16 protein-coding genes are annotated in these 16,263 nt (G+C 72.2%); 10 read left to right on the forward strand and 6 right to left on the reverse strand.

Translation table 11 applies throughout. From position 1 onward, the window contains the following. Positions 1–24: 24 nt before the first annotated feature. The gene (locus BV453_RS00005) at positions 25–987 is read right to left on the reverse strand and encodes an aldo/keto reductase (RefSeq protein ID WP_249520548.1); all 963 of its coding nucleotides are present in this window, start codon (positions 985–987) and stop codon (positions 25–27) included. A gap of 100 nt (positions 988–1,087) precedes the next feature. Here BV453_RS00005 and BV453_RS00010 point away from each other — a divergent pair, with 100 nt between their 5' ends. The 6 genes from BV453_RS00010 (at position 1,088) to BV453_RS00035 (ending at position 7,178) form a co-directional block, all read left to right on the forward strand. Next, the gene (locus BV453_RS00010; protein WP_249520549.1) at positions 1,088–1,822 is read left to right on the forward strand and encodes an SDR family NAD(P)-dependent oxidoreductase; all 735 of its coding nucleotides are present in this window, start codon (positions 1,088–1,090) and stop codon (positions 1,820–1,822) included. A 95-nt stretch (positions 1,823–1,917) separates the two neighbouring features. Then, a complete protein-coding gene (locus BV453_RS00015; protein ID WP_249520550.1) occupies positions 1,918–3,018 on the forward strand; it encodes a zinc-binding dehydrogenase in 1,101 nt (366 codons plus the stop codon). Between the two features lie 8 nt (positions 3,019–3,026). Further along, positions 3,027–3,986: an aldo/keto reductase gene (locus BV453_RS00020; RefSeq protein WP_062766355.1), complete on the forward strand. Its 960-nt coding sequence runs from the start codon at positions 3,027–3,029 to the stop codon at positions 3,984–3,986. Between the two features lie 23 nt (positions 3,987–4,009). Then, positions 4,010–4,981, forward strand: a complete 972-nt coding sequence (locus BV453_RS00025; protein ID WP_062766352.1) for an alpha/beta hydrolase — start codon at positions 4,010–4,012, stop codon at positions 4,979–4,981. Further along, positions 4,978–5,961, forward strand: coding sequence for an alpha/beta hydrolase (locus BV453_RS00030; protein WP_062766349.1), 984 nt, complete (start codon positions 4,978–4,980; stop codon positions 5,959–5,961). Before BV453_RS00025 ends, BV453_RS00030 begins: the two co-directional genes overlap by 4 nt. After that, positions 5,958–7,178, forward strand: coding sequence for a multidrug effflux MFS transporter (locus BV453_RS00035; RefSeq protein WP_231729416.1), 1,221 nt, complete (start codon positions 5,958–5,960; stop codon positions 7,176–7,178). The genes BV453_RS00030 and BV453_RS00035 overlap by 4 nt, the downstream gene beginning before the upstream one ends. Here the strand turns inward: BV453_RS00035 and BV453_RS00040 are convergent. Both BV453_RS00040 and BV453_RS00045 read right to left on the reverse strand, forming a co-directional pair. Continuing rightward, positions 7,172–7,837 carry an SDR family oxidoreductase gene (locus BV453_RS00040; RefSeq protein ID WP_017204020.1) on the reverse strand — a complete coding sequence of 222 codons (666 nt, stop codon included), beginning with the start codon at positions 7,835–7,837 and terminating at the stop codon, positions 7,172–7,174. The genes BV453_RS00035 and BV453_RS00040 overlap by 7 nt on opposite strands. A 36-nt stretch (positions 7,838–7,873) precedes the next feature. Beyond that, positions 7,874–8,413, reverse strand: coding sequence for a hypothetical protein (locus BV453_RS00045; RefSeq protein ID WP_126894336.1), 540 nt, complete (start codon positions 8,411–8,413; stop codon positions 7,874–7,876). A 66-nt stretch (positions 8,414–8,479) separates the two neighbouring features. Here BV453_RS00045 and BV453_RS00050 point away from each other — a divergent pair, with 66 nt between their 5' ends. Both BV453_RS00050 and BV453_RS00055 read left to right on the forward strand, forming a co-directional pair. After that, complete coding sequence (locus tag BV453_RS00050) at positions 8,480–9,064, forward strand: TetR/AcrR family transcriptional regulator (RefSeq protein ID WP_126894337.1); 585 nt, start codon at positions 8,480–8,482, stop codon at positions 9,062–9,064. A 103-nt stretch (positions 9,065–9,167) separates the two neighbouring features. Beyond that, complete coding sequence (locus BV453_RS00055; RefSeq protein ID WP_249520551.1) at positions 9,168–11,156, forward strand: primary-amine oxidase; 1,989 nt, start codon at positions 9,168–9,170, stop codon at positions 11,154–11,156. Positions 11,157–11,260: 104 nt separating this feature from the next. Here BV453_RS00055 and murQ read toward each other — a convergent pair whose 3' ends face one another. Both murQ and BV453_RS00065 read right to left on the reverse strand, forming a co-directional pair. Further along, positions 11,261–12,193, reverse strand: a complete 933-nt coding sequence (gene murQ, locus BV453_RS00060; protein WP_025103872.1) for an N-acetylmuramic acid 6-phosphate etherase — start codon at positions 12,191–12,193, stop codon at positions 11,261–11,263. Beyond that, positions 12,183–13,073 carry a BadF/BadG/BcrA/BcrD ATPase family protein gene (locus tag BV453_RS00065; protein ID WP_025103871.1) on the reverse strand — a complete coding sequence of 297 codons (891 nt, stop codon included), beginning with the start codon at positions 13,071–13,073 and terminating at the stop codon, positions 12,183–12,185. Before BV453_RS00065 ends, murQ begins: the two co-directional genes overlap by 11 nt. A 102-nt stretch (positions 13,074–13,175) precedes the next feature. Here BV453_RS00065 and BV453_RS00070 point away from each other — a divergent pair, with 102 nt between their 5' ends. Further along, on the forward strand, positions 13,176–14,033 hold the full coding sequence (locus BV453_RS00070) for a MurR/RpiR family transcriptional regulator (RefSeq protein WP_025103870.1): 858 nt from the start codon (positions 13,176–13,178) through the stop codon (positions 14,031–14,033). 15 nt (positions 14,034–14,048) lie between these two features. On the opposite strand, the gene BV453_RS00075 is transcribed toward BV453_RS00070, so the two are convergent. Next, complete coding sequence (locus tag BV453_RS00075; protein WP_249520552.1) at positions 14,049–15,191, reverse strand: DUF998 domain-containing protein; 1,143 nt, start codon at positions 15,189–15,191, stop codon at positions 14,049–14,051. A 104-nt stretch (positions 15,192–15,295) separates the two neighbouring features. On the opposite strand from BV453_RS00075, the gene BV453_RS00080 reads away from it, so the two are divergent. Then, a complete protein-coding gene (locus tag BV453_RS00080) occupies positions 15,296–16,252 on the forward strand; it encodes a helix-turn-helix domain-containing protein (RefSeq protein ID WP_025103869.1) in 957 nt (318 codons plus the stop codon). The last annotated feature ends 11 nt before the right edge of the window (positions 16,253–16,263 follow it).

The following is a 16,263-nucleotide window of genomic DNA, read 5'->3' on the forward strand; positions in this document are numbered from 1 at the left end:
GCGGAGGGGGGCAGGCGCGAAAGGTCACCAGGAGCCGTCGGAGCGGACGGCGTGGTCGACGCGGCAGTCGGCGAGGGCGGCGCGGACCTCGGCTCCGTGGTCGCGGGCGAGGGCGAGGGCGGCGTGGTTCTCCTCGAGCTGTGCGACGCGGGAGGCACCGAAGAGCACGGTAGCCGTCGCGGGGTTCGCCAGACAGAAGGCGATGCCGAGGGCGGCCGGGGTCACCCCGAACTCCCCCGCGACCCGCGCGACCTCGGGGTACACGGCGAGGATCCGCTCGCGGATACCTCCGACATCGGCACCGATCTTGCGCTGAGGCATCCGTCCCGTCGCGAGGATTCCGCCCTCGAACACGTCCGAGGCCTGCAGCGCGAGGGTTCCGTCGGCGAACAGCGGGCCGTACGCGTCACCCTCCGCCATGGCCCGTCGGGCGATGCCGTACTTGAGCTGCGCGAACGAGGGGCCGGTCGCCCCCTGCACCTCCGCCTCGGCCAGCGCCGCCCTGGTGTCCGTGATCCGCCAGTTGTTGATCCCCCACGAGTCGACCAGGCCGTCCGCGAGGAGGGCGTTCACGTCGGCGACGAGTCGCGGCATGTCCGGGGCGTCGAGGTAGTCCCCCACCACGAGGGTGTCGAAGCGGTCGAGGCCGGCCCGCTCGAGCGACTCCTCGATCTGCCCACGGAAGCCCTGGTTCGGCCAGTCCCAGAGCCAGAGCTTGCCGCACAGCACGACGTCGGCACGGTCCACCCCGCTCGCGCGAAAGGCCTCCCCGAAGAGGATGTCGGTCCGGGAGTTCTCGGCGTGCGGTCCCATGTTGTAGTACGCGATGTCGAAGAATCCGGCGTCGAGCTCGACCGCCCGGTGGATGAGCTGCACGGCGTCGTCGAACTCCATGCGATCCCAGGTGTTCCACGATCCGAGGGCGAGCGGCGGCACCGTCGCGCCTCCCGGAGACAGCGGCTTGCGGGGGTATGTCGCATCGGGCATGAGGGCTCCTTCGCCGTCTCGGGGCACGGGGTTGTGTTTTTCTATGTTTGTAGAATATAACGGACTCATCCCGTCAGAACACCCGTCAGTGAGGACGACCATGACCGCTTCCCCGCGCCGTATCCTCGTCACCGGAGGAGCCTCCGGGCTCGGCCGCGGCATCGCCACCGCCTTCCGCGCCGCCGGGGATGATGTGTTCATCGGCGACGTGGACGAGGGCGCCGCGGCAGCCGTCGCCGCCGAGATCGGCGCCACCGCCCTCCCCCTCGACATCGGCGACGAAGCGTCGGTGCTGGCGGCGGCCGAACGGCTCCGCGAGGCCGGCGGACTCGACGTCCTCGTCAACAACGCCGGCGTCGTCGCCGGCGGGGGAACGCTCCAGGAGGTCGCGGTCGACGCGGTCGATGCGGCCCTGCGGGTCAACGTCCGCGGCACGTTCCTCATGCTGCGGGTCTTCGGCGGGCTGCTCGCCACGGCCGGCCACGGGGCCATCGTCAACATCTCCTCGATCGGCGCCCGGCAGCCCACTCCCGGCCTCGGGCACTACGAGGCCACGAAGGCCGCGGTCGACGCGCTCACCCGGACGGCGGCCATCGAGCTCGCCGGCTCCGGGGTGCGGGTCAACGCCGTCGCCCCCGGCCCCGTGCTCACGCCCCTGACCGCCGACTTCGCCTCGAACCCGGACGCCCGCGCCGCGTGGGAGTCGCGCATCCCGCTCGGCACCATCGCCGAGGTCGACCAGGTCACCCCGCTCGTGCTGTTCCTCGCGAGCGAGGCCGCCAGCCACATCACCGGGGTCTCGGTCCCCGTCGACGGCGGCCAGCTCCTCGTCTGACCCCCGACCCCCTCCGTGCCGGATCGCTTCCGCCCCTCCCGGGCACCGCGGAGGACCGTCTTCGATCCCGCCACCCGCCCCGCGACTGGAGAACCATGATCCTCCCCACCACCACCCGCGCCGCGGTGCTCACCGCGCACGGCGAGCCGCTCACGCTGCAGGACCTCCCGCTGCCCGCCGAGATCGAACCCGGCGCCGCCCTCGTCCGCATCGCCTGCACCACGCTGTGCGGCACGGACATCGAGATCTGGGAGGGGAAGATGTCGTTCCCCGGCATGCTGCCCATGGTCCTCGGCCACGAGATGGTCGGCGAGATCGTGGCCACCGGACCCGACACCCGCGACGCGCTCGGCCGCCCGCTCTCCCCTGGCGACCGGATCGGCTGGTCGGAGTCCACCTGCGGCGAGTGCCACGGGTGCGTCGTGCTGCGGGAACCGGTCGCCTGCTCCCGCCGCGGCTACGGCTTCCTCCAGCGCGCCGACGTGCCGCCGTTCGCGACGGCCGGGCTCTCCGAGTACGCGTACGTGACCCCGGGTGCCGCCAAGCTCCTGCTCCCGGCGGCGGTGAAGGACACCTGGGCCTCCATGGCGGGCTGCGCCGCGAAGACCGTCCTCCGCGCGTTCGAGCGGGCCGGTCGCATCCGCCCCGGCTCCCGCGTGGTGGTGCAGGGCTCCGGCGCCCTCGGCATCTTCGCCACGGCAGTCGCGAAGATCGCGGGTGCCGGGCAGGTCATCACCGTCGGCGCTCCCGCGGCCCGTCTGGAGCTCGCCGCCCGCTTCGGCGCCGACGCCGTCGTGGACTTCCGCGACGGGCCCGTCGTCGACCAGGTCCTGGCGCTGACCGGAGGCCAGGGGGCGGACCACGTGTTCGACTTCGCGGGCGCCCCGAGCGTCGGGCCGGACGCCGTCGGCATGGCCGCCCAGCGCGGCACCGTCGCGATCGTCGGCTCGACCGGCCCCGCCGGAGACGGCTTCGCCCTGAGCACGATCATGGGCAAGGAGCTCACGGTGGTCGGCTCGCTCAACGGCGACATCTCCGACTACGCCCGCGCGATCGACTTCTTCACGGCCTTCGCCGACCGCTTCCCGTGGGACGACCTGTTCAGCGCCCCGGTCGGACTCGCCGACGCCTCCGCGAAGATCGCCCACATGCACCACCTCGATGAGGTCAAGGCCGTCATCGACCCGAGCCTCTGAGGAGCATCATGACCACTCCCCTCCCCCTTCGCGAGATCGGCCGCAGCGGCCTGCATGCCTCCCTGTTCTCGCTGGGCTCGTGGCACACCTACGACCGCATGGACTTCGCCGACGCGGTCGCACTCCTGCGCGAGGCCACCGACCGTGGCGTGAACCTCTTCGATGTGGGCGTGTACTCCGCACCCGGCGCCCCGCCCGTCTTCACCGACGTGATCTTCTCGGCGATGGTGCGCGCGGCGGGGCTGCGCCGGGAGGAGTGGCTGCTGTCGTCGAAGCTCTGGCTGGAGGCCTTCGGCGCCGACGGCTTCCGCCCGCAGCTCGAGAACGCCCTGATGCGGGTGGGCACGGAGCACGCCGACCTCGTGATCCTCGGCGACCTGCGCCGCGACGACCTCGAGCTGCGCGATCTCGTGCTCGACCTCGCCGCCCTCACCGACGCCGGCCTCATCCGCGCGTGGGGCGTGAACAACTGGTCGGCGGGGAGCATCCAGACCCTGATCGACCTCGCCGCCGCGGAAGGCGTGCCCGGTCCGCAGATCGCGCAGCTCAAGTACAGCGTCTCGCGCCGGTCGATCCCGGACGGCGAGCCGTTCGCGCGCCTCTGGGAGCAGGGCCTCACGCTGCAGGCCTCAGACTGCCTGGAGGGCGGGATCCTCGCCGGGACGGTGAACGGCGGCCGGCAGATCGGGCGCGACCCCGGCGACATCCGCGAGCGGATCATCGCCGACGTCCCTGCGTTCACCGCGGTCGCGGAAGACCTCGGCGTGACCCCGGCCCAGCTCGGCATCGCCTTCACCCTCACCCACCCCGCCCTGACGACCACCCTGTTCGGCGCCTCCCGCCTCGCGCAGCTGCAGGCGAACCTCGACGCGGCCGCCCTCGTCGACCGCATCGGCGCCGCCGAGCTGCGCCGTCTCGTCGAGCCCTTCTGGGCCGACCGCGGGGTCGTCGACCCCGAAGGCCCCTGACGCCGTCCCACCCGAGGAGAACCATGACCATCCCCGTCCCCTTCGATCCCGACGTGCAGGCCGTGCTCGACGAGATCGCGAAGAACCCGCAGCCCCCGCTCACCCGCGAGACCCTGCCGCGCGACGGCGTCGACCGGATGTTCCCGGACAACGACACCGTGATCGCCGGCCGGGACATCACGTGGGAGGACCGCGTCATCCCCGGCCCGCCCGGAGCCCCGGACATCGAGGTCACGATCTTCCGCCCCGCGGGGTCCGAGACCTCGACGCTCCCGGGCTTCGTGAACATCCACGGCGGCGGCATGATCGTCGGCCACCGCTCGTGGGAGACGGCGCGGGTCGTCGACATCGTCGCGGAGCACGGCGTCGTGGCCGTGAACGTCGAGTACCGCCTCGCACCGGAGGACCCGTACCCCGCGGGCGTGGAGGACTGCTACGCGGCCTTCGTGTGGACGCACGCCCACGCCGCGGAGCTCGGCATCGACCCCGCGCGCATCGTCGTGGGCGGAGGCAGCGCGGGCGGCGGTCTCACTGCGGCCGTCGCCCTGCTGGCGCGCGATCGGCGGGGCCCTGTCATGGCCGGGCAGCTGCTGCTGTGCCCCATGATCGACAACACCAACACCACGGTCGCCAGTCGGCAGTATGACGGCATCGGCACCTGGCAGCGCGACATGAACCTCCTCGCCTGGTCATGCGTCCTCGGCGAGGAGCTCGCGTTCAGCACCGAGGCCCCGGCCTACGCCGCGCCGAGCCGCGCGACGGACGTCTCCGGCCTCCCGCCCGCGTACATCGAGGTCGGCGAGGCGGAGATGTTCCGTGACGAGGACACCGCGTACGCCCTCCGGATCTGGGAGACCGGTGGACAGGCCGAACTGCACGTCTGGGGCGGCGGCGCCCACGGCTTCGACATGTACATGCCGGAGGCCGAGATCACCCGCGCCGCCCTCGCCGCCCGCGCCTCCTGGCTGCGACGGATCTGGCGGGCCGCCGCATGAGCACGCCAGAGCCGGTGCCCTACGACCCGGAGCTCGTCGCCGGACTCGACGCCTTCGTCGACCTCGTGGAGGTCATCCCGCTGCGCGCGGACACGATCCACGCCAACCGCGACCACTTCGCCACGATCATCCCGCCGATGGCCGTGCAGGCGGACGGTCGCGCCGTGACCTGGGAGGACCGGGTCATCCCCGGCCCCGTCGGGTCTCCGGACCTCGAGATCACCGTCGTGCGCCCGGCGCCGGCGCCCACGGACCCGGCACCGGCGGTGCTGTCGATCCACGGCGGCGGCATGGTGCTCGGCACGCGCTTCTTCGGCACCGCCGAGCTCATCGACCTCGCCGCGCGGCACGGCGTCGTCGGGGTCGCGGTCGAGTACCGCCTCGCCCCCGAGCACCCCGGACCGGCACAGGCGGAGGACTGCTACGCGGCGCTGGAGTGGATGGTCGCCCACGCCGACGAGCTCGGCATCGACACCTCCCGCATCATCGCCTCCGGGCAGAGCGCCGGGGGCGGGCTCTCGGCGGCGGTCGCGCTGCTCTCCCGTGACCGCGGCGGGCCCCGGCTGGCCGGGCAGCTCCTCGGCTGCCCGATGCTCGACGACCGCAACGAGACCCCGTCGAGCCACCAGTACGACGGCTTCGGCGCCTGGGACCGGAACAACAACGACACCGCGTGGGACGCGATCGCCGGGGCGGACCGGTTCACCGATCGCGTGTCGCCGTACACGGCACCGGCACGGGCCACGGATCTGTCGGGACTCGCTCCGGCGTTCATCGAGGTGGGCGCCGCCGAGACCTTCCGCGACGAGGCCGTCGACTACGCGTCGCGGATCTGGGCCACGGGCGGGCAGGCCGAACTGCACGTCTGGGCGGGCGGCTACCACGGCTTCTCCGGGTTCTCCCCCGATGCCGAGGTCTCCCGGGCCGCAGTGGCCGCGCGGGAGAGCTGGCTGCGCCGCGTGCTGCGCCTCGAGGGATGAGTCTTCCGTTCGCCGCTGACGCCCCGCGGCCCCGCATGGGCACTCTGCGGGCGATGCTGGTGCTGGGCATGCTGGAAGCCTTCGGTCCGCTGTCGATGGACCTCTACCTGCCGCAGCTCCCCCAGCTCGCGGCCTCGCTCGGCACGACCGAGGCCCTGGCGCAGGCGACGATGTCGGCGTGCATGATCGGCCTCGGCCTGGGACAGCTCGTCGCCGGTCCTCTCAGCGACCGGCTGGGCAGACGCCTGCCACTGCTGGTCGGCGTCGCGGCGTTCGCGGTGCTCTCCGCGGTGTGCGCCGTCGCTCCGAACATCGAGCTGCTGCTCGTCGCGCGCTTCCTGCAGGGGCTGGCGGGATCGGCGGGCATCGTGATCTGCCTGGCGATCGCCCGCGACCAGTTCGAGGGGGTCGAGCTCTCCCGCATGCTCTCGCTGCTGTTCCTCGTCTCGGGCACCGCCCCGATCATCGCGCCGGTGGTGGGCGGTCAGCTCGCCCGCATCATGGACTGGCGCGGGATCTTCGGGGTGCTGTCCGCGGTCGGCGTGCTGTTGCTGCTCGTGGTGGTGTTCGCCCTGCCGGAGACCCTGTCGCCATGCGCCCGTCACCGCGGGGGCCTCCGGGTCTGGAGCGCGCACGCCGGAGCGGTCGTCCGCGACCGGCTCTTCGTCGCCGTGCTGTGCGCCGCGGCCGGAGGCGGTGTCGCGTTCTTCACCTACCTGTCGATGTCGTCGTTCGTGCTGCAGGACGAGTTCGGTCTCAGCCCGCAGGAGTTCAGCGTCGCCTTCGCGGCCGGCGCCCTGGCGAGTATCGCGGGCAGCCAGTTGAGCCGACTCGTGGTGCGGCGTTGGGGGCCCCTGCGCGTCTACCTGGGCGGGATCACCGCGACGCTCCTGGTGACGACGGCTTTCCTCGTGCTGGCGCTTCTGGGCGTCGGCATGAGGGGTGTCGTCATCGCGTTGGTCGCGTTCATGCTGTGCTCCGGCATCGGCGGGCCCAATGGTCAGACGCTGGCGCTCGCCCATCACGGAGTCCGTGCCGGCACCGCTTCGGCCCTTCTCGGGATGGCGACATTCCTGTTCGGCCCCGTGCTCGCCCCCGTGGCCGCCGGTCTCGGCGGGACCACGGCCATCACGATGGCCGTGACGATGACGGTCGCGGCTGCGGCAGCGGCGTTCGCCGCCTGGGCCTTCGTCCGGCCCGCGGCCCGCGATCAGTAGCGGGCCGAGAAGGCGCCGTCCGCCTGCAGGAGCTGACCCGAGATCCATCGCCCCTCTTCTGAGACGAGGAACTCGACGACGGCGGCGATGTCGGCGGGTCGCCCGAGCCTGCCCAGCGGCGTCATCTCCCCCAGGGAGGTGCGGGTCTCGTCATCCATCCAGCCGGTGTCGATCGGGCCGGGGTTCAGCACGTTCGCGGAGATGCCGCGCGGACCGAGTTCGCGGGCGGCGGAGATGACGAGCCGATCGAGCGCGCCCTTGGAAGCGCCGTACGGAAGGTTGCCGGTGACGTGATCGCTCGTGAGCGCCACGATCGCGCCGCCGTCCTCGCCGACCTGGCGTGCGAACGCTGCGATCAGGAGCAGGCTCGCCCGCGCGTTCACAGCGACGTGCAGGTCGAAGCTCTCCGCCGTGGTGTCGAGGATTCCGGACTCGACATCGTGCGCGTGGCTGAGGATCAGCGCCGAGATCGGACCGTGCTGTGCATTCACCTCCGCCACGAGGGATGCGGGGCCGTCCGGCGTCGACAGGTCCGCCGGGTGGTCGGCGTCGCGCAGATCGCTGGTGACGACCGTCCACCCCGCGGCGCGCAGGCGCGGGACGATGCCGGCGGCGATGCTGTTCGCGCGGGCGGCACCGGTGATCAGGGCGAGGGGCATGCGTTCACGGTAGCGGACCTCCCTCACGCTCCACGATCACATCCCGGCGCACATCACGACGACACCGCCGGCCATCGCCCAGGACTCGACCGTCAGCGACCGCGCCGCTCCCCCGCGGTGCAGCTCAGAACGGCGCCACGAGGCCGCGAACGCCCACCCGACGACCCCGAGAGAACCCACCAGCACGAACGCCGAGAGCACACCGCCGAGACCATGCCCGCCGTGACCAAGAGCGGCCTCGACGCCGGCGACCGACCCCGGGGTCGAGGCGGATTCGAACATGCACGCCGCCATCACGAGCGAGCCCAGCGCCCGGTGGCAGCACGCGGGCGCGGACGGCGTTCCGCGGACCCCCATCGTCCCGAGCATGGCCGAGAGCAGCAGCAACGCACCCCAGATGATGTCGCCCAGCGCGTCGAGGACCCCCGCGGCCATCAGCAGCATCCCCGACGCCATCACCACTGCCGCCTGGCGTCCCTGCCACGGCACGGCACGGCGCGCAGCGAGGCAGGCGCCGGCCGACACGAGCGCCGCCGCCGCCATCAGCCACGATGCTGTCGGGAGCAGGATGTCCACAACCGAAGTATATTGATCGGTCGCTCAAAAAAACGAGACCCGGTCGCAATGCGACACAATGAGCACGTGCCCCGCATCGTCGACCATGATGAGCGTCGCCGCCAGATCGCCGACGCGCTGCTCGTCGTCGCCGCCAGGGATGGTCATGAGAGCGTGTCCTCGCGGGCGGTCGCGAAGGAGCTCGGCGTCGCGACCGGCTCCCTGTGGCACTACTTCGACGGCTTCGACGACGTCGTGCGCGCCGCGGCGGCCGAGGTCACCCGACGCACCGACGAGCGCATCGCCGCAGCCACGACCGGGCTCCGCGGACTCGCCCGCCTGCGGGCCCTGATGGGCGAGGTGCTCCCCGTCGACGAGCGCACCCGCACCGAGGCGCACGTGGTCGTCGGCTTCTGGGGGCGCCTGGCCACTCTCGCCCCGGCCCCCGATGCCGGAGCGCCGACTCTCGCGACGTGGCAGGACAGCATCCGGGAGGCCCTGGACGAGGCGGCGACCGACGGCGAGCTGCGCCCCGACACCCCCACCGGCGACCTCCTCGCCCTCCTGCGCTCGATCACCTACGGCCAGCAGGTCGTCGAGGTCACGGAGCCGCAGACGCCGGAGGCGCACTTCGCGGTCCTCGACAGCATCCTCGCTCCCTGGCGACGCTGACCTCGACATCGCCCACACGCCACGGTTGTGCACCCGTGCACGCCGTCGTATCATCGTGCCAACCCGTTTCTTGAGCGTTCGCTCGAAAATAGTGAGGTCAACGATGTCCCCGCACTCCCCGCAGCCCGTCTCCCTCGAGCCCATCGCCGCTCCGCATCCGCTCGATCCGCTCACCGGCGCCGAGATCGCCGCGGCGCGCCGCATCCTCGACGCGGCAGGTCTTCTCACCGAGACCACCCGCGTGCCGATGCTGCTCCCCGACGAAGCCACGAAGGAGGAGCTCGCGGCCTGGCGCCCCGGCTCCCCCATCGACCGCCGGGTGGACGTGACGCTGCTCGACACCGCCACCGGCGTCGCGACCGAGGTGATCGTCTCGATCACCCGCGGCGAGGTCGTGCGCCAGGACCGGGTGCCCAACGACGCCCCGCCCTACGGCCAGCCGCAGTACCTGTTCGAGGAGTACGAGCGGGCCGAGGCCATCGCCAAGGCCTCGCCGGAATGGCAGGCGGCCATGCGCCGTCGCGGCCTGACGGACCACATGGCCCTCGCCTTCTGCTCCCCCCTGGCCCCGGGCTACACGGGCCGCGCCGACGAGGTGGGCCGCCGCGTGATCCGGTCCCTCACCTTCCTCCGATACGACGAGCAGGATTCCCCGTGGGCGCACCCCGTCGAGGGGCTGATCGTGCACATCGACCTCACCACGGACAGCGTGATCCGCGTCGAGGACGAGGGCGACGTGCCGGTCCCGGCCGGACACGGCAACTACTACCCGGAGGTGCAGGGCGCGGCGCGGACGACGCTGAAGCCTATCGAGATCACCCAGCCGGAGGGGCCGAGCTTCGGCGTGTCCGGCTCGCTCGTCGAGTGGGAGGGCTGGTCGATGCGCGTGGGCTTCAACGCCCGCGAGGGTCTCGTCCTGCATGACGTGTCGTTCCAGGGGCGCTCCGTGCTGCACCGGGCGAGCGTGCCGGAGATGGTCGTCCCCTACGGCGACACCGCCCCCGGGCGCTTCTGGATCAGCTACTTCGACGCGGGCGAGTACCTCCTCGGCAAGAACGCCAACCATCTGGAGCTCGGCTGCGACTGCCTCGGCGTGATCCGGTACCTCGACGGCTACGTCGCCGACGACCACGGCCACCCGGTGCGCATCCCGAACGTGATCTGCATGCACGAGGAGGACTACGGCATCCTCTGGAAGCACACCGACCTCTCCGGGCGCTCCGACGTGCGGCGCTCGCGGCGCTTCGTCGTCTCGTACTTCTCCACCATCGGCAACTACGACTACGGCTTCTACTGGAACTTCGGCCTGGACGGCTCGATCGAGGTCATCGCCAAGGCCACGGGCATCGTGTTCGCCGGTGCCGGAGAGCCGGGGGTCCGCCAGAAGCACGCCACCGAACTCGCCCCCGGCGTCTTCGCCCCGGTCCATCAGCACCTGTTCTGCGCGCGCCTCGACGTGGCGATCGACGGCCAGGACAACCGCCTCGTCGAGGTGGATGCGCAGCGGGTGTCGATGGGGCCGGACAACCCGTTCGGCAACGCGTTCACCTGGTCGGAGACGGTGCTGGAGACCGAGCACGCCGCCCAGCGCGAGGCCGACTCCTCCGTCGCCCGGGTGTGGGAGGTGCAGAGCGCCTCGCGGACGAACCACGTCGGCCGCCCGACCGCCTATCACCTCGTGCCGGAGCCGACCGCCCTGCTCATGGCCGACCCCGCGTCGTCCGTCGCGGCGCGCGCGGCCTTCGCCACGAAGCACCTCTGGGCGACCCGGTACGAGCACGGCCAGATCTGGCCGGCCGGGCGCTATCCCAACGCGCACCAGGGCGGCGCCGGCCTCCCGGAGTACACCGCCGACGACCGCCGGATCGACGGCGAGGACATGGTGCTGTGGCACACCTTCGGGCTCACGCACTTCCCCCGGCCGGAGGACTGGCCGATCATGCCCGTGGACTACGCGGGATTCTGGTTCAAGCCCTACGGCTTCCTCGACCAGAACCCGGCCATGGACGTGCCGGAGTCCTCCCAGGCGCACGGCGGTGCGACGGCGACCTCCTGCTGCGGCGGCGGCGACTCCTGCGCCTGCAGCCACTAGCGAGCGTCCGGCGGTGCCACGCCGTCGCGGGTGCGAAAAGGTGCCCCGATGGCTCCGGGCAGGAGCTTTTCGCATCCCCCACCGCGGGGAGAGCGACGACCGACTCAGGTGAGGGCGGCGATCGCGTCGCGAAGGATGCCGTCGGCGTCCGCCAGTGCCGCCGCGGCGGTCTCGGCGGACGCTCCGGTCGCGAGCAGGAGCAGCGCGAGCTTGACGGAGCCGTCCGCGGCCTCCAGCGCGGAGGACGCGGCGTCGACGTCGACGCCCGCGAGCTGCGACACCGTGCGGATCGAGCGGGCGTGCAGCTTCTCGTTCGTCGCCAGCAGGTCGACCATGACCCCGCGGTACGTCTTGCCGAGCTTGATCATCGAGAGCGTCGTCAGCATGTTCACGACGAGCTTCTGCGCCGTGCCGGACTTCAGCCGCGTGGAGCCCGAGATGAACTCCGGCCCCGTGACGACCTCGATCGCGATCTCGGCCTCCGCGCCGATCGCCGACCCGGCGTTCGACGCGATCGCCACCGTGAGCGCGCCGAGGCCCCGGGCGTACCGCAGCCCGCCGATGACGTAGGGCGTGCGGCCGGATGCCGAGATCCCCACCACCGTGTCCAGGTCGGTGAGGTCGAGGTCGCGCAGAGCGAGGGCCGCGGCCTCGTCGTCGTCCTCCGCGTTCTCCACCGCCGAGCGGATGGCCGTCTCCCCGCCCGCGATGAGCCCCACGACCATCGACGGGTCGGTGCCGAAGGTGGGCGGGCACTCGCTCGCGTCCAGCACGCCGATGCGGCCGGCCGTGCCCGCACCGATGTAGATGAGGCGACCGCCGCGGCGGAACCGCTCCGTGATGCCGTCCACCGCCGCCGCGATCTCCGCCGCGCGACCGGCCACGGCCTCGGGCACGCGCCGGTCCTCGGCGTTCATGCGCTCGACGAGCTCGGTCGTGCTCAGCAGGTCGAGGTCGCCGCGCTCGGTGGTGGAGGCCTCGGTGTCGAGGCCCGCGAGCTCGGCGAGGAGGGTGGTCAAACGGGGGTCATTCGGCACGGTGCACGAACCTTTCATGGGGGAGGTCGAGGCGACGGGTCAGCAGCAGGGCCCCGTCCATGGCGCCGCCTCGCGCGCGGACGACGCGGTGGCCGCTCGTCTCCAGGGCGCGGGTCAGGGTGGCGCGGAAGCCGTCGTGGTCGGTGAGGCCGCCGTGCAACACGACGTCCGCTGTCGCGCCGGCGGCCGCAGCGGTCGTCGCCGCGAGGAGCCGGACGGCCTCGTCCACGATCCCGATGGCGACCGCGTCGCCGTCTGCGGCCGCGGCGAGCACGAGGGGCGCGAGGGTCGCGAGGCGGCGGGCGAGGGCTCCGTCTGCGGCGAGCCAGGCCTGGACGGCCGAGGGCGGGCCGACGGGGGCGGCGAGCGCCGCGGTGAGAGCGGTGGGCGCGGCCAGCCCGTCGTGGGCACGGAGCACGGCGCGCAACGCCTCCCGGCCGAGCCAGGATCCGCTGCCGAAGTCGCCCAGCTCGGGGCCCCAGCCGTCGACCAGACGCGCTCCGGAGGGGTCGACGCCCAGCGCCACGGCTCCGGTGCCGGCGATGAGCAGCACGCCGGCCGCGCCGTCGAGAGCGCCTGCATGAGCGGTGACCACGTCCGACGCCACGGCCACGCGTGCGCCGGTCCGTGCGGCGAGCGCGGCGGCGAGTTCCGCGGCCGCCTCCGGGGCGAACCAGGCGCCGGCCGCCCCCACGCCGAGCGTGTCGATGCGCCCGACGTCGTCGAGCAGCGGGAGAATCGCGGTGAGCGCCGCTTCCACTCCGCCCGCCGCGGCGAGGCCCGGGGCTCCGAGCCCGGAGCGCTCCCCGGCCGTCGCGCCGTGCACGACGAGGCGGCAGCGGGACTTGCCGAGGTCGACGGTGGCGGTCGTCTCGCTCATCGGCACTCCTCGGATCCGGCGGAAAGAAAGAAAAGCGACTACACAACACGTAGACTCGCTGAAAACAATTTACCATCCCGTTCCGCCGTTCCGGAGGATACCGTGAGCATCCAGTCGACGATCGAAGCCGCCGCTGCGACCCTGCCCCCGTCCCTGGCCCGCGTCGCGGCCGCCGTGCGGGAGAACCCGAGCCTCGTGATCGACAAGACGATCAGCGAGCTCGCGACGGAGTGCCACACCTCGGTCGCGTCCGTCGTCCGATTCTGTCGGGCGATCGGCTTCACCGGATACGCGCCGCTGCGCATGGCCCTGGCCACCGAGCTCGGGAAGGAGGCCGCCCAGTTCTCCGCCCGCGGCGCCTACGGCTCCGAGATCTCCGACGAGGACTCCCTGGAGGAGGCCGTCTCCAAGCTCGCCGCCCTGGAACTCCTCGCGATCGAGGAGACCGTCGGACAGCTCGACTTCGCCGTGCTGACGGCGGCGGTCGCGGCCATCGACGGCGCCGACCGCATCCTTCTGTACGGCATCGGCGCCAGCCAGTTCGTCGCGGAGGACCTCGCGCACAAGCTGCTCCGCGTCGGCCGCAACGCCCACGTCCTCTCCGACCCCCACGAGGCGATCGCCGCCGCCGTGCTCCCCGTGGGCACGACCGTCGCTATCGGGTTCTCGCACGCCGGGTCGACCATCGAGACGGTGCGGTTCCTCGAAGCCGCCGTCGCCAACGGCGCGACGACGGTGGCCGTCACCTCCGTGAAGGACTCCCCGCTCGCCCAGGTCGCCGACCACGCCCTGTTCACCGAGGTGCGCGAGTCGACCTTCCGCGCCGGGGCGATGGTGAGCCGGATCGCCCAGCTCGCCCTCGTGGACTGCCTGTTCATCGGCGTCGCCAAGCGCCGGTACGCCGAGACCGTCGACGCCCTGCAGCGCACGCGTCAGGCGACGCGCCTCCTCCGCGACTGACGACGCCTCGCCCCGTCAGTCGAGCGCCGACTCCGGGGTGGCACGGGCATCCGCGCGCGTCGTGGAGGGTCCCATCGTGCCGGCGGTGCGCAGGAACACGATGATCCAGCTGAAGATCAGCACGGCCGCGATGAGCTCGACCGCCGTGAGGTTGTAGTAGCCGACCGCGAAGAACGCCCCCAGCAGCACGATGACCAGCACGTACGCCCAGCCGAGTCCCACGAACACCCGCGGGATGCTGCGCACGAACCACGGCAGGCCGACGACGATCACCGCGAACACCACCGCCATGCCCGTCGCGACCGTGTTGTGCAGGCCGAAGAACTCGTCCACCGGGAAGATGCCCACGCACGCGAGGAAGATCCCCATGAGGATGAGGCCCCCGCGCACGATCGTCCGGCCGCGGCGGTCGACCGGGTCGTCGACGGCCAGCCCCGCGGTCGCATAGCGGGAGATGGTCGTCACCATGATCCCCGCGATGATGAGGGTCACGTTGAAGGCCACCGAGGCGCTGTTGCTGCTCATGCCCAGCGCGGACAGGTTGTCGCGCCACCAGTGCACGTCGCTCGACGCCAGCATCGCCGCGAACGCACCCACGACGAGGAACACCGCCAGCACCAGCGACAGCACGGTCGGCGTCAGTGCGACGGCGCTGAGGAAGGCGACGTAGCCGGTGAGTGCGAAGGCCACCGCGACGAGGATCGCCCCGGGGAACGGGAAGACCGGGGCGTCGACGAAGCTCTGCTCCAGGAGCTGCGCGATGCCGAGCCAGCCGAGGTAGGCGATCGCGGCGTGCGCGAACGCGATGGCGGCGAGGTCGTACCAGCGGAGCCGGTCACCGGGAACCGCGAATCCGTCCCTCGCGACCGACGGGTCGGGCTCCGGAGCCCGCACGGCGAGGCGCCCCAGAGCGAAGGCGAGCGCGGCCGCGATCGCACCGCCGTACGCCGCGAACATGCCGATCGATCCGGTGCCGCTGATCGAGAGCTGGTGCCCCCAGAACACCGGCAGGGCCACGAGGAAACCCACCAGCAGGAACGCCGCGCCGACGATCAGCGCCGTTGCCTCGAACACCGCGTCCGAGGTGGCGGGTCCACGCACCTGACGGAGCACGTGCCGGATCCGCTGCCCCACCGTCGACATCATCCCGCCGTTCACGGACCACATCCTAGACGGCACCCCGCGCGGCCGTCGCCGGTGGTAGCATCGCGGAACGGATCGTATACAACGTCGTCGTTCCCACCAGCCCGAGGTGATCAGTCATGAACGGTGCCCTCACCACCCCCGCCGAATCGGTGTCGACCCTCGTCGCGCGCAACATCAGCGAGTTCCGCGCCGCCGTCTCCGAGTCGTTCGTCCCCCTGCAGGTGTCCTCCGCGGGCGCCGACCAGTTCCGCGGCGTGATCCGCGGCGCCGCCGTCGACGAGGTCCACGTCAACGACATCCGCGCGACCTCGCACGTCGTCGAGCGCACCACCGAGCTCATCGCCCGCGGCGACCGCTCGTACTTCAAGGTGAGCCTGATGCTCGCCGGGACCGGGCTGCTCATCCAGGACGACCGCGAGGCCGTGCTGCAACCGGGCGACCTCGCCGTCTACGACACCGATCGCCCGTACTCCCTCGTCTTCGATCAGGACTTCCGCACCATGGTGGTCATGTTCCCGAAGCACCTCATCAGCCTGCCCGCGGACATGATCGGGCAGCTCACGGCCGTCCGCATCTCCGGGCAGGAGGGGCTGGGCGGCATGGTCGTGCCATACCTGACGCAGCTCGCCGGCAACCTCGACGAGCTCGCCGGCACGACGGGGGCTCGGCTCGCGCACAGCGCCCTCGACCTCGTGACCACCGTGTTCACGCGGGAGCTCGGACTCGACCAGGCTTCCGCCGACCCGCACCGCGCCCTCATGCAGCGGATCCGTGCGCACATCGACCGCAACCTCGCCTCCACCGACCTCGGTCCGGCCTCCATCGCCGCCGCGCACTTCATCTCCACCCGCCACCTGCACGGTCTGTTCCAGGAGCAGGGGGTGACCGTGTCGACGTGGATCCGCACCCGCCGCCTGGAGCAGTGCCGCCGCGACCTCCTCGACCCGATGCTCGCCGACCGCCCCGTCGCCGCGATCGCCGCTCGCTGGGGCTTCGTCGACGCCGCGCACTTCAGCCGTGCGTTCAAGACCGCCTTCGGCGTCTCCCCCAGCGAGTACCGCGCCACCCACTGACCCCCCTGTCC

This window comes from Microbacterium sp. ER1, assembly GCF_023383675.1.
Taxonomy (GTDB): Bacteria; Actinomycetota; Actinomycetes; order Actinomycetales; family Microbacteriaceae; genus Microbacterium.